Source organism: Caballeronia sp. GAWG1-1 (genome assembly GCF_023631465.1).
GTDB lineage: Bacteria > Pseudomonadota > Gammaproteobacteria > Burkholderiales > Burkholderiaceae > Caballeronia.
The window spans coordinates 61407-74934 of the sequence record NZ_JALQDB010000025.1; the positions used below are offsets into that span (position 1 = coordinate 61407).

The window sequence follows — 13528 nt, forward strand, 5'->3', positions numbered from 1 at the left end:
AATGAAACGGGCGCTTTGCAGCGCCCGTTTCAATTGCCTCAGTGCGTTTCTTCCGCGGCTTCCTGCATGCCGTAGTCATCGCTCGATGCCTTCGGCGCTTCCACCACGCGCTGGTCGCGTCGATAGGCTTCGAACAACTCGTCCGCATAGCGAATCGCCGTGCGGCCATGCGGCGCGGGGTCGCCTTGCGCGTCGAGGTTCACGAACACCATTTTCTCGACCGTGAGAATGCTCTTGCGCGTGATCTTGTTGCGCACTTCGGCGCGCAGCGTGATCGAGGTGCGGCCGAAATGCGTCGCCGTGATTCCCAGTTCGATGATGTCGCCCTGCCGCGCCGACGCCAGAAAATTGATCTCCGACATGAACTTGGTCACGACGCGCTGATTGCCCAGTTGCGAGATGGCATAGATCGCGGCTTCCTCGTCGATCCAGCGCAGCAGGCTGCCGCCGAACAAGGTGCCGTTCGGATTCAGGTCTTCGGGCTTGACCCATTTGCGAGTGTGAAAATTCATTTGCGCTTCCTTTTCTGCTGACCCTGCGCACGTGACTGATCGCGCGCAGTTTTGTTAGGGTTTTCCCTGATTATACGCAGATGCGGGTTAACCCGCAGAAAGCAAGCGGCGCGTTACGCGGTCAATCGAACGCTAGTGCATGCGCGGTTTCAAGCGCGTGACGCGCCTGTACGAGCGATGTTCGCGCGGCGCGGGCATCGGCGGCGAGACGCAGCATGGCGCCAAGTTGCGCGGGCTGACGCGCGAGTTCTCGCAGTATCGGACCGATGGCCGTGGTGCCGTCATCGCGCAAACCAGCCGTGGCCGCGGGCGGCAGCGTGCGCCATGCCGGATCGACAATCGCGCGGCACACGGCGAACGGCAGACCGCGCGCGAGGGCAATCGCCCCGGCGATATGCGATTCCATATCCACCGCGAGCGCGCCCGTCGACGAATGCAACGAGCGTTTCTCCGCTTCGCTCTTGACCGGCGCGGCGACGCCGGCCATGACGCCGCGCCGCGTGAGGCGCTGTAGCGGCGTGCCCGCGAAGGCATCGACGATACGCGCGGACCAGGCGTCGTCGGTACGCAATTCGCCGAAAGGTCCGCACACGCTGCTGGCCACGATGAGCGCGCCCGGCTCCAGATCGGGCGCGAGTCCGCCCGCTGTTCCGAAGCTGATGACACCCGTGCAGCCGCGCGAAATGGCGTCCGACAACGCGCGCTCCAGCCAGTCCGAGCGCGCCGCGAACACGACTTCCACGCCGCGTCCGCGCACGATCTTCGCCTCGAACGCCATGCCGGTCACGGCAATGACCGGCAAGCCGCCCGCCGCGTGGCGCAATGCGTGGAGCGAACGCGCGTCGGGCGCGTTCACACGGCCGCCGTCACGCGCGTCAGGCCTTCACGCGTCATGTTGCGATATCGCGCGAGCGCCCATAGCGGAAAGAACTTGCGATAGCCGTGGTAGCGCAGATAAAACACGCGCGGAAAACCCGTCGCGGTGAAGCGCGTCTCGTCCCACAAACCGTGGCTTTGCTGCGTGCGAACGAGATAGTCGATACCGCGCGCCACCGCCGGGTGCTCGATCTGGCCCGCGGCCATCAGCCCGAGCACGGCCCACGCCGTTTGCGATGCCGTACTCGGCGCCTGTTCGTATCCGCGATAGTCGAGCTTGTAGCTTTCGCCGCCCTCGCCCCAGCCGCCGTCCGCGTTCTGAATGCGAATGAGCCATTCCGCGCCGCGCTTAACGCGCGAGTCGGTAGGCGCCGCGCCGGCCGCGTTCAGCGCGCACAACGCCGACCAGGTGCCGTAGATGTAGTTCATGCCCCAGCGGCCGTACCAGCTTCCGTCGCGCTCCTGGTCCCTCACGATGTAGTCGTACGCGCGCCGCGCCGGTTCGCTGTTGGCGGGCGTTTCGCCGAGTTGCGCGAGCATGGAAAGGCAGCGCGCGGAGACATCGACGGTAGGTGGATCGAGCAACGCGCCGTGGTCCGAAAACGGGATGTTATTCAGATAGAACTGCGTGTTTTCCGGTTCGAACGCGCCCCAGCCGCCGTCGCTGCTTTGCATGCCGACGACCCATTCGCGTCCGCGCGAGATCGCTTCGGCATAGATGGCCGAGCCGTTTTCGCGGTCGGCGCGTTCCATGGCCATGGCGACGACGGCGGTGTCGTCGACATCGGGGTAATGCGGGTTGGCGAACTGGAACGCCCAGCCGCCGGGCCGCACGTTCGGCCGGCGTGAAACCCAGTCGCCGCGCGTGTCGAGAATCTGCAGCGGCAAGAGCCATTCGAGACCGCGCCCGACCGCCGCGCGCGCCTTTGGCATGCCGGTTTCGAGCAGCGCATGCGCCACGAGCGACGTATCCCAGACGGGCGATAAACACGGTTGGCAGTACGCCTCGCCGTCCTCGGCTTCTTCGATGACGAGCAACTTGTCGAGCGACTTGCGTGCGATCGCGCGATGCGGATGCTCCGGCGGATACCCGAGCACGTCGTACATCATCACGGAATTGGCCATCGCCGGGAAAATGGCGCCCAGGCCATCTTCGCCGTTCAGGCGCTCATCGACGAAACGCACGGCTTCCTCGATCGCGCGCTGACGGCCCGCTTTCGGGAACGCGTTGTCGGTTGCGCGCAAAACGGTGTCGACCACGCGGAAAAAGCCGAACCAGCCGCGGCTCTGATGCGGTGCGCGGCTCGGCATGCCGGTATTGACCGGCGCATCCAGAAACAGCTCGTCGATACGCACGCCACGCGGATTCTTCGCCACCGGCCGCTTCGCATTCAATACGAGCAGCGGCACGATGACCGTGCGCGCCCAATACGAGACCTTCGACAGATGGAACGGGAACCACATCGGCAGACGCGTGATTTCGACGGGCATCATCGGCACCGCGCGCCACGACACGACGCCGAAAAGGGCCAGCAAAATGCGCGTGAACACGTTGACCTTTTCCGCGCCGCCCGCGGCGAGAATCGCGCTCCGGGCGCGCTGCATATGCTCTGCGTCGGGCGAATCGCCGATCGTCTTCAGCGCGAAATACGCCTTGACGGTGGCGCTGACGTCCATCGCGCCGTCGGTGAAGAGCGGCCAGCCGCCGTCTGCACGCTGGATACGGCGCAGATAGCGGCCGATCTTCGCTTCGAGCGTCGGATTCGCTTCCTCGCCGAGATAGTGGACGAGCAGCACGTATTCAGCCGGGATGGTTGCGTCGGCTTCGAGTTCGTACAGCCAGTAGCCTTCGGGATGTTGCGCCGCGAGTAGCGCATCGGTGGCTTCGGCGACGGCATGGTCCAGCGCGGCTTTCGATACCGGCGCGCCCACGGCCGACAGGGATAAATCGTTCATCAGCGTTCCATCGATGGGTTCATCAGCACGTCCGCCGCCTTCTGGCCGGAGCGGATCGCGCCCTCGATCGTCGCGGGCAGACCGGTCGCCGTCCAGTCGCCCGCGAGCGTGAAGTTGTTCCAGCGCGTGCGCGTCGCGGCCCGCAAACCTTCCTGCGACGGCACAGCGGCAAATGTTGCGTGCGGGTCGGCCACGACCTGCCAGGGCGGCATGGGCACGGCGGACATCCGCACCGCGCGCGCCACTTCCTGCCAGACCGTGTGCGCGAGTTCGTCGTGCGGCGTCGCGAGCAAGTGATCCGCGGCAGCGATTGTCGCGCTCAGTCTGCCGTCGTTGGCGAATAGCCAATTAGCCGTGCCGTTGACGAGACAGGTGATCGGCCCGAGATCGGACGGCGCATCGACCGCGAAATGCACGGTGACGATGGCGCGAAACTCGTCCGGCGCGACGAGATCCGGCACGAGGCGACGCGCGGTTTCGGACGGCGTGGCAAGCACGAGACCATCGCCCGGTGCGAGCACGACCGGCTCGGCGCGATCTTCGAAAGCGATGGAGCTTACCCGTTCCTGCGAATCCGTGCCCGAAAAGGCGATACCCGCCACGCGCGCGCCCAGCCGGATGTCCGCGCCGCCGTACTGCAAAAGCCGCAGCGCGGGTTCGACGAAAGCATGCGCAAGCCCGTTACGCGCGATGAGCGGCCGGCATGCCTGTCCGCCCGCCGCGACCGTCTCGCGCAACAGATTGGCGGCAAGCGCCGCGCTGGCTTCGGCGGGCTCGGTGTTGAGCATGGCGTGCAAGAGCGGGCGCACGAGCGCGTCCCACACGGGGCCCTTGGCGCGCATCGATTCCCCGACGGTGCGGCCCGGCTTCGCAAAGAAGAGCGGCAGCAGCGCGAAGTAGTCGGCGGGCTGCGTGTCTGGCGTGCGGGCGTTGGCGTCGAAAATCCAGCGCGGCAGGCGTCCCGGCGACATGCGAATGGTCCACGCCGCGCCATCGGCAAAATCGAAGAAAGGGTAGTCGGGCTGGCTCGGGCCGATGAGCGTATCGGCGGAACCGATCGCACGCAAAAAGCCCAACGCCGCATGGTTGCCCGACAGCAGCAGATGATTGCCGTTGTCGATGGTCGCGCCGAGTCTCACGTCGAAATAGGAACGGCAGCGTCCGCCCGCATGCGCCGCCGCCTCGTGAAGCACGACGCGCGCGCCGCGCCGTTGCGCCTGAACTGCTGCGGCAAGGCCCGCTAGGCCCGCGCCGACGACGTGTACCAGCCGTGACATCAGAGAAGATTGCGCGCGACGATCCACAGCAGCCGCGCACGCGGCGTGCGCCCGCGCGGGCGCGGCAGGTCGAAGCCGCGTTTCAGATTGGCGTCGAGCACGGCGTGATACGCCGCCGACATGATGCGCGGCGCGCGCACTTCGTGGCGCGGCGAAGCGGCCATGATCGTGTCCGACTGCGCGTAATGCCCTTTGGCGCGTTCGGCGATGACGGCGCACACGCGCGGCAGGCGCGCATCGGCGACGATACTCGCCGCGTCGCTCGTCGAGATGCCTTCGCGCGCGAGCAGTTCGCGCGGCAGGTAGACGCGGCCGATGCCCGCGTCTTCGTCGATATCGCGCAGGATGTTCGTCAGCTGCAGCGCGCGGCCAAGATGGTGTGCAAGCCGTCGCCCGGCGTCCTCATGCATCCCGAAGATTCTCACCGATAGCCGGCCCACCGCGCTTGCCACGCGGTCGCAATACAGGTCGAGCGTGGCTTCGTCGGGCGCGACGATGTCGCATGCGGCGTCCATGGCCATGCCGTCGATGACAGCGTGGAAGTCGTCGCGGGAAAGCTGGAAAGCCTGGATGTGACGCGTGAGCGGTTCGAGCGTTTTTCGCGGCGCGCCGGCATAGCACGCGTCGATGTCTTCGCGCCAGCGGTCGAGCGCGATTGCGCGTTCGCGGCGCGGCAAGTTGCCTTCGTCGGCGATATCGTCGACCGCGCGGCAAAAAGCGTAGATCTGATACATCGCGTCCCGCTGGTCGGCGGGCAGGATGCGCATCGCGAGATAAAACGAGCTGCCGGATGACGCCTTCGCGGCATCGGGAGCAGATTCGTCAGCGATGGTGTGGGAAACGGCCAAGACGGACTCCGCGAGTTCTTTCGCTATCGCGCCCCGAGGGCGAATTGTTGGATGACGCCAGCCTCGACGATTCCGGGTGCGCGCGGAACGGCTTGGCGCTGAGTGGATCGAGTCGATGAATGCCGGCGGGCCGGTGGCAAGTACGCCGGAAGCGGCAAAGAGTATAACAATTCTTTGGCCATCGAGCCTGCGCCTTGACCGGCGTGGCTTTCAGCGGCGTGGCTTTCAGCGGCGTTACTTGCACGCGTGACTAGAGCGCTTGCATGCGGCGGCATCGTATTTACCTGCATACCCTCCACTCTGGTAATGTCGCTAGTCCTGCGCGTACGCACGTTCTAAACTCAAATCGGCATTCTTCGTGCTTGCCCGAACCGGTTACTCCACAGCCCAATCCGTTCAAGTGCTTTGGAACACTGTGAACGAAGCGTTCAACGCTTCGAACGACACGCGCGCGCGTAAAGTTTTCCACTTCGCTGCCAAATATGACGCTGCAACGTGAGGAGTCCGACGCCGATCCTGCCGCCGAACAGAGGCAGGATGAACCGCCATTCCCGGTGGTTCCCGAGCGCAACTTCGCCGCACAGCGCCTGACGCTTTATGCGTTGCTCGTCGCCGCCATTCTGCTGCCCTGCATTTACGTGGCAGTCACCGCATACACCGACTATCACGACCGCGAGGCGCTCGCCGCCGAAACCGTCGCCCGCAATGCACGCGTCGCCGAAGAGCACGCGCTCAAGGTCTTCGATCTCAACGTCACGCTGAACGAACGTATCGTCGATCTGCTCGATGGACTCGACGACGAACCGATCCGCCGCGACAGTCGTCTCATCCACGACCGTCTCAAGATGATGAGCAACAACTATCAGCAAGTCGCTGCCGTTTCGGTGTTCGGCGCCGACGGCAAGCTGCTCGTGACGAGCCGCACCTGGCCGACGCCCGATGTGTCCGTCGCGACGCGCGAGGACTTCGGTGGCATGCGCGACGACCGCAGCATCGAACAGATTTCGCGCGTGATGCTCGGGCGCGTGGCGGGCGAACAGGTCTTCAACACGGCGGTCGTGCGACGCACCGACAAGGGCAAGTTCAACGGCATCGTGTCGATTGCGCTGCGTCCTGCTTATTTCAACGCGTTCTATCGCGAACTCCTCGGCGACAGTCCGACCGTTTCGCTCGGCCTTGCACGCAGCGATGGCGAAGTGCTCGCGTGGTATCCGCAACGTCCGCCCGACCGCATGGCGCTCGCGGCCAGTTCGCCCTTGCGCGAGGCATATCGCGCGGGACGGCGCAGCGGCGTCGTGGAGATGATGTCCGGGCTCGACAACGAGCTGAAGATCGTCGCGTTCCGCAGGGTCGGCGGCTATCCAGTCTATGTGTCGAGCGGCTATCCGATCTCCACGTTATGGGCCGAGTGGTATCGGCATTTGAGCGTGCTCGCGTTGTCGATTTTCGCGCCCTGCATCGTGCTGTGGGGCGTCATCGGGCAATCGCTGCGGCGTCTCGCCATCGAGGAAGAAGCGTGGGAACGCTGGCAAGCCGAAGCGTCGATGCGGCGCTCGATCGAATCCGCCTACCGGCAGGCGCGCAAGATGGAAGCGCTCGGCAATCTCGTCGGCAGCGTGGCGCACGACTTCAACAATCTGCTGATGATCGTCTCGACCAACGTGCAGATCGCGCGACGGCGCGGCGCGCCCGGTCTTGAACGTGAACTCTCCGCGATGGAACGCGCGCTCAAGAGCGGACAGTCGCTCACGCGGCAATTGCTCGGCGTGGCGCGCAAGCAGCCATTGCGCAGCGAAACCATTGCTATCGGCAAATGGGTGCCGGCGGGGCGCGAACTGCTGCGCGCGTCGCTTGGCGCGAAGGTCGCGCTCCACGTCGAAGTGACCGCGGATGTCTGGCCCGTGCGCGTCGACCCCGCCGAACTGGAGCTTGCGCTCATCAACGTCGCGGTCAACGCGCGCGACGCGATGCCAAGCGGCGGCACGTTCACCGTGCGCGCCGACAACGTGCGCTTCCGTCACGAAGACGGCTTTCCGATCACCGGCGATTTCGTTCAGGTCACGCTGGAAGACACGGGCTTTGGCATGAGTTCCGAAGTTTTGGGCCGCGCATTCGAGCCGCTTTTCACGACCAAGCCGAAAGGCATGGGCACCGGTCTCGGCTTGCCGCAGGTGTTTGCGTTTTGCGAGCGGGCGGGCGGACTCGCGACCATCGACAGCGCAATCGGCGCGGGCACGGCGGTGCGTCTTTATCTGCCGCGCGCGGCCGCTGAGGCCGAGGCCAACGCGGCGGTAAAAGACGAACCCGCCGTGGTCAAGGAGACCGAAGGCTTGCGCGTGTTGCTCGTCGAAGACAACGAGGAAGTGGCCGCCGGCACGGAGGCGCTGCTCGCCATGATGGGTCATCACGTGAGCTACGTATTCAACGCCGATACCGCCGTCACCGTGCTCGAAGGCGCGCGCGAAGCGTCCGAATTTCCCTTCGATGTCGTGCTCTCCGACATCCACATGCCGGGCAAGATGAGCGGCATCGACCTCGCGGAAATGCTGCAACGCTTCGAGCCGCGCATCCCCGTGATTCTCGTCACGGGTTATGCGGAAGAACTGGATCGCGCCCGTCACGTCGATGCACGCGTGCTGTCTAAACCATTCGATATCGCGCTGCTCGACGCCTTGCTGCACGAGATTCGCGAACGTCTCAACGAAGCTCGGGCAATCGGCCGCTGATCTGCTTTTTGTACCAGTTTTGTAAAAGCGCCTTGCGTGATTCATCGCTGCGAGCCTTGCCAGACAGGCCACGGCGCAGCCGGCACGCTCGTTGCGTGATGGGCAAACATGCACGGCAACCTCGCAACGTTGCCGATTTCGAAGTTCCGCCCATCCGCAGGAGGCGTATATGCGACACACCGTCATCGGAGTTTTCGACACCTACGCGCAGGCCGAGGACGCACGCTCGGCCCTCGTTACAGCGGGCTTCCCGCGCGCTGATATCGAGTTGCAAGCGAATCCAAAACGCGACGATGCCGCCGAGCCGTCCGTCATGCCCGATGCCCAAACGCACGCCGAACCAGGCGTGCTGGCGAACATCGAGCGCTTCTTCAGCATGCTTTTCGGCGGGCGCGATCACCCGCCAGAAGTCGCGCATTATTCGGAAGCCGTGCGTCGTGGCGCAGTGCTCGTAGCCGTCGATACCCCGAGCGAAGAGCAAGCCGATGTCGCCCGCGCGACGCTTGCGGATCAAGGCGCGATCGATATCGATGAGCGCGCCGCAAGCTGGTCCACGCTCGAACACGGCACCGCGATGCCGCAAGCCGGCGTGGATGACCGCGATCATTCGATACTCGACGAACTGGGACTCGGACGCGGCAGTGCAGTGCCGGGCCGCGAGCCGGTGAACGATGCGCGCATGGACGCAACGCGCGCCCGCGCTTATCCGCGCACCGACGCAGCAAACCCGGCTACGGGCGCCGCCGCCGATCCGCTGCTCGACCCGCTTGCCGATCCGCTCGGCGACCCGTTGACGCGCCGCGATGCCGCCGCACTGGGTGCACGCGACTTCGTGAGCGACCCGGCAGACGATTCGCTGATGCCGCATGCCGGCACGACGCGTCACGAGACGACGCAGTACACGCAAGTCGAGACGCGCACCGCCGCCGATCCGCTGTCGGGACGCGATCCCGTCACTGGCCGCGATCCGCTCGCCACCACTGGCATGGACCCGCTCGCTGCCCGCGACCCGCTGACCGGCACGCCGGCCGACCCGCTTGCCGCCCGTGACGAGCTCTCGGGCGAATCGCTTTCGGAGCGCGACGCTCTTGCCGGGCGCGATCCGCTGCGTTCGGGCAACATGGGTGATCCGCTGCCCGGCGTACGCACCGATAACGCCGCCGACTGGCGTCCGGTCGAACCGCTGAGCCCGCTCGATGAACCCGCGCAGATTCGAAGCGGCACGCTGAGTCAAAGCCAGTCGCAATCGATCGGCGCGATGGGTTCATCGGCTGGAACGGCTGCTGTGCCGAACGAGTACATGGAGTATGAAGAAGACTTCCGCGCCGACTACGACACCCGCTACGCCGCAACCGGCGAGCCGTACGAGGATTATCAAGGCGCGTATCGGTACGGCGCCACGCTCGGCAACGACGACCGCTTCCGCAGCCGCGCGTGGGACGATCAGATGGAATATGAGATGCGCCGTGAGTGGGAGACGCGCCATCCGGAAGACGGAACCTGGGAGCGCTTCAAGGCTGCCGTCCGTCATGGTTGGGATCGCGTGACGGGACATCATCACGTTTAATTGCAGGACGCTTAGGCAATGACGAATCGGCCCGCACGCGCGGGCCGATTCGTTTGAACACGCCTTCTTATCCGGCGATTTTCTTGACCCACGCGACGTATTTATCAACGAAGGTTTGCAGATACTTGCGCGTGTCGTCACTGACGATTGCGCCGTTCGCATCGATGCGCGAGTCATCGTGCTTGATGTACATCTCGGGCTGACCGAGCATTGCAATGTCGAGATACGCGCACACGCCACGCAGATGCGACTGCGCGATAGCCGTACCGATCGCGCCCACCGAGGTGCCGATCACCGCGCCCGGCTTGCCGCCCCAGGCGCTTTGGCCCCACGGCCGCGAACCCCAATCGATCGCATTCTTGAGCACGCCCGGAATCGAGCGGTTGTATTCCGGCGTGACGAAAAGGAGCGCGTCTGCTTCCGAGATCTTCTGCTTGAATTTCACCGCGACTTCGGGATAGTCGCTGTCGTAGTCCTGGCTGTACAACGGCAGGCTGGCGATATCGAGATGCTCGAACGAGAAATCTTCCGGTGCGAGCGATTCGACTGCGTGCGCAAGCCGCCGGTTGAACGACTCCCGTCGCAGACTTCCGACGACCACCGCAATCTTGTAGGCCATGAGGTTTTGCTCCATGAAGGATGCCAACAAATCCGCGTGCGAAAACACGACGCGGCTTCGAGTCAACATCATAGGCGAGCCGTCTGACCGCCGTCACGAACCAAACAGACTGCCTATTTTTGCGATGATTTGAGCAACCCAGTTCCCCCCGCATTGTTGCGAGGTTTGTGGCCGATTATCCCCACTGTTATCCACAGAAACTGTGGATAACTCGGTGTTTGCCGAAAAGATGGTTCGAAAATGTTACTTTGACGAAACATTCCCGCGATAAGAGCATGATTTCAGTGCGTTCGACCCGCTGCGCCTCGGCAGATCAGTGGCCGAAAAACACGCTGCATTGCGATGCGGGACCTTGGCACGATGTCGGATTCGAATCGGCGGCTTGCGCTGCGCCGACTGCCGAAAAAAGGGCCAGCGACGCGAGGACAGCAGAAAGAATGCGCTTCATTTGACATCTCCAGATGAGTGTTTGGCCGACCGTGTTCGATCGATGCCGTGACTCTATCTATGAAGCATCCGCATAAAAAGCCCACAAAACTCAATTTATTCTTACCAGCATGGTAAGAATCGCGCTTGGTAACACCCACCAACCGGCGATTCGTGCGCCAGCATTCAACCATTCCCGACAACAATGTGTTGGCTCAATGGGTATTTTTGTCCAATAGGAAAACTCCTAGACTTTTCTCAAGCGTCAACCGGACGCAAGCGAATCCAGGAGTTCTTCCATGAAAAACACACTTATCGGCGGCCTGCTCATCTCGGCGCTTCTTGCAACGGCTCCGGCCTTCGCTCAATCGGCTTACGGCGCAAAATCGCGTGCGGAAGTGAAAGCGGAACTGGCGAGCGCCCGTCGCGCGGGCGATCTCGAAGCGGTCAACGCATTGAGCTATCCGCAACTGCGGCCGTATCAGGAACGTCATGCGCAAGTGCGAGCCAACACTCGCAACGATGGCAGCGCACAGTAATTTAGGACAGGTAGAACAAACCGGCCCTCCTCCACCATCGAACAGAAGGTGGCTTTGCCCGACGCCCGCGCGCCGGGCATTTTTTATCGCGGGCGAGCGACGGGTCGAATGCGGGCGAAGCCGGTTCAAAGCAGCACGGTCAGACAGAGCGTCACGGTGACTAGCGAAAGCACCGTGGAAAACAGAATAGCGCTCGAAGTGACGCCGCCATCGCGTCGATAAAACTCCGCGAGCATGAACGGACCGGTGCCGGTTGGCAGCGCGCTCAAAATCACGGCGGTCTTCGACCATAGCGGCGGCATGCTGAAGACATGAAACGCCAGCCAGTAAGTCAGCAAGGGCTGCGCGATCAATTTGAGCGTGACGAGTGCGCCCGTCGTTCGAAGACTGCGCGCCTCGCCTTTCGCGCCGAGAAAGAGTCCGAGCGCAACCAGCGCACAGGGACTCGCCGCGCCGCCGAGCAGCTTTAGAAATGCTTCGGCGCCATCCGGCACGCGCGCGCCGGAACCGCTCAGCAACGTGCCCGCAAGCGGCGCGATCAGAAGAGGGTTCTTGCCAAGCGACTTCGCCACGCGCCATAGCGTCCAGAAGATGTGCTTCTCGCTTTGCAAGCCGAGTTCGATTAGCACGATCGCCACGGCGAACAGCACGCACACAGTGATGATCGTTGCGATGACGGCGGGCGCGAGACTTTCCTTGCCGAACGCCAGCAAACAAAGCGGCAAGCCGACGAAACCGGTATTCGCATAAGCAGCGTTGAGTCCGTCGATGCTGGCATCGGCGAGCGGACGCGCACGCATGAGCCGCGCGATAAGCGTAAGCACGAACACCACGGCTGACCCGATGCCGAACACCGCGATGAACGCCGGTTGATCGAGCATGCTCCACGGCGTCCTGGACATCGTGTCGAAGAGCAACGCGGGCAACGCGAGATAGACGACGAAGCGGTTCAGTTCCGATGCGGCGGCGGGACCGAGCTTGTTGAGCTTGCGGCACGCGTAGCCCGCGAAGATGAGTCCGAAGACCGGCAGGATGATGGTGAAAAGCGGCGTGAGAAGCGAAGACAGCGAAGAGAAAGCGAAATGCAGATGATCCGGTGATGGCATGACAAGGCTTCAACAGAAAGGAGCCGAGAGAATAACCGCTGTCAAAAAGGTGAGGCATTTCGGGAGCTGCGTGATGGTGAGCCGCGAGAGCCGCTCAAGCTCACGCTTCAACGTTTATCCGTACCGCGAAACGTTTTAATGTGCTCTAAGTTCATTCGGCAAGCCATTGTTCTGTAACGTTTTCATTTTGACGTCGCAAACTGCCAACCAGAATGCGGATTCGACAATAGAAAACCGCTGATGCGCTCCGTTCGTACAGCCGTTGGCTTGAGGTGAGCGAATACAGGAGCGCGTCAAAACGACTAGTCGAATCGACCTCGGCGTAGGTTTCGACGAACAAAAAACGATATGGGACAAGGAGTTGCCTTCTATGCCGCAACCTCGGAGACATGCAAAAGCCTTTTCCGACGCTCGAAAGGTGAGGCTTTCCGGGAGTGCAAGAACATCGGAATGAAGTTTGCTCAATGCTAGGTCTTCGCAATCAAAAGCAGACGCGCAACATGAAAATCAGAAGTCCATGGATCTACGGCGCCGCTGCGCTCATCACGCTTGGCGGCGTTGCGGCGCTTGCGGCATGCGCCACGAACGGCGCACGCAAGAGCGGCAACGAGAACGTGCCCGAGCCTTCGAAGGCTGTCGATCTCGATCGATACCTCGGCCACTGGCATGAGTTCGCCCGCTACGAAAACCGCTTCGAACGCGGCTGCGAAGGCGTGACCGCGAACTATGCGCGTCGCGAAGACGGGCTCGTCTCGGTCATCAACGCATGCCACGAAGGCGGCTTGAGCGGGCCATATAAAACATCGGAAGGACGCGCGAAGATCGTTGCGGGATCGAACGGAACGAAGCTGAAGGTGTCGTTTTTCGGGCCGTTCTATGTCGGCGACTATTGGATTCTCGATCACGCCGACGACTACAGCTGGTCCATCGTCGGCGAACCGACCGGCCGCTATCTGTGGATTCTGACGCGCGACGCGCGGCCATCGCCCGATATGCGGCGCTCGCTGATCGAGCGCACGCGCGCACTCGGCTACGACGTGACGATGCTGCGGGAGACGCAGCAAAGCTGACAACGG

11 protein-coding genes are annotated in these 13528 nt (G+C 63.2%); 4 read left to right on the forward strand and 7 right to left on the reverse strand.

Features of this window, described 5'->3' with window-relative positions:
* Window positions 1-38: 38 nt before the first annotated feature.
* The 5 genes from NCT03_RS14715 to hpnD all read right to left on the reverse strand — a co-directional run bounded on the left by NCT03_RS14715 (window position 39) and on the right by hpnD (window position 5469).
* A complete protein-coding gene (locus NCT03_RS14715; protein WP_244828865.1) occupies window positions 39-512 on the reverse strand; it encodes an acyl-CoA thioesterase in 474 nt (157 codons plus the stop codon).
* 121 nt (window positions 513-633) lie between these two features.
* Complete coding sequence (locus tag NCT03_RS14720) at window positions 634-1290, reverse strand: phosphorylase (protein ID WP_250467710.1); 657 nt, start codon at window positions 1288-1290, stop codon at window positions 634-636.
* Window positions 1291-1364: 74 nt separating this feature from the next.
* Complete coding sequence (gene shc / locus NCT03_RS14725; protein ID WP_250492953.1) at window positions 1365-3344, reverse strand: squalene--hopene cyclase; 1980 nt, start codon at window positions 3342-3344, stop codon at window positions 1365-1367.
* Window positions 3344-4621 (reverse strand): hydroxysqualene dehydroxylase HpnE, encoded by a 1278-nt coding sequence (gene hpnE / locus NCT03_RS14730; RefSeq protein ID WP_250492954.1) that lies wholly within the window; start codon window positions 4619-4621, stop codon window positions 3344-3346. The genes shc and hpnE overlap by 1 nt, the downstream gene beginning before the upstream one ends.
* A complete protein-coding gene (hpnD, locus tag NCT03_RS14735; RefSeq protein WP_250492955.1) occupies window positions 4621-5469 on the reverse strand; it encodes a presqualene diphosphate synthase HpnD in 849 nt (282 codons plus the stop codon). Before hpnD ends, hpnE begins: the two co-directional genes overlap by 1 nt.
* Before the next feature lie 482 nt (window positions 5470-5951).
* On the opposite strand from hpnD, the gene NCT03_RS14740 reads away from it, so the two are divergent.
* Both NCT03_RS14740 and NCT03_RS14745 read left to right on the forward strand, forming a co-directional pair.
* Window positions 5952-8195, forward strand: a complete 2244-nt coding sequence (locus tag NCT03_RS14740) for a hybrid sensor histidine kinase/response regulator family protein (protein ID WP_250492956.1) — start codon at window positions 5952-5954, stop codon at window positions 8193-8195.
* A gap of 169 nt (window positions 8196-8364) precedes the next feature.
* Complete coding sequence (locus tag NCT03_RS14745; protein ID WP_250492957.1) at window positions 8365-9762, forward strand: hypothetical protein; 1398 nt, start codon at window positions 8365-8367, stop codon at window positions 9760-9762.
* 67 nt (window positions 9763-9829) lie between these two features.
* Here the strand turns inward: NCT03_RS14745 and NCT03_RS14750 are convergent, their stop codons facing one another.
* Window positions 9830-10381, reverse strand: coding sequence for an NADPH-dependent FMN reductase (locus NCT03_RS14750; RefSeq protein WP_244828871.1), 552 nt, complete (start codon window positions 10379-10381; stop codon window positions 9830-9832).
* Between the two features lie 725 nt (window positions 10382-11106).
* Here NCT03_RS14750 and NCT03_RS14755 point away from each other — a divergent pair.
* Window positions 11107-11346 (forward strand): DUF4148 domain-containing protein, encoded by a 240-nt coding sequence (locus NCT03_RS14755; RefSeq protein WP_250467584.1) that lies wholly within the window; start codon window positions 11107-11109, stop codon window positions 11344-11346.
* A gap of 125 nt (window positions 11347-11471) precedes the next feature.
* Here NCT03_RS14755 and NCT03_RS14760 read toward each other — a convergent pair whose 3' ends face one another.
* Window positions 11472-12452 carry an AEC family transporter gene (locus NCT03_RS14760; protein ID WP_250492958.1) on the reverse strand — a complete coding sequence of 327 codons (981 nt, stop codon included), beginning with the start codon at window positions 12450-12452 and terminating at the stop codon, window positions 11472-11474.
* 500 nt (window positions 12453-12952) lie between these two features.
* On the opposite strand from NCT03_RS14760, the gene NCT03_RS14765 reads away from it, so the two are divergent.
* Complete coding sequence (locus tag NCT03_RS14765; RefSeq protein WP_250492960.1) at window positions 12953-13522, forward strand: lipocalin family protein; 570 nt, start codon at window positions 12953-12955, stop codon at window positions 13520-13522.
* Window positions 13523-13528: the final 6 nt, after the last annotated feature.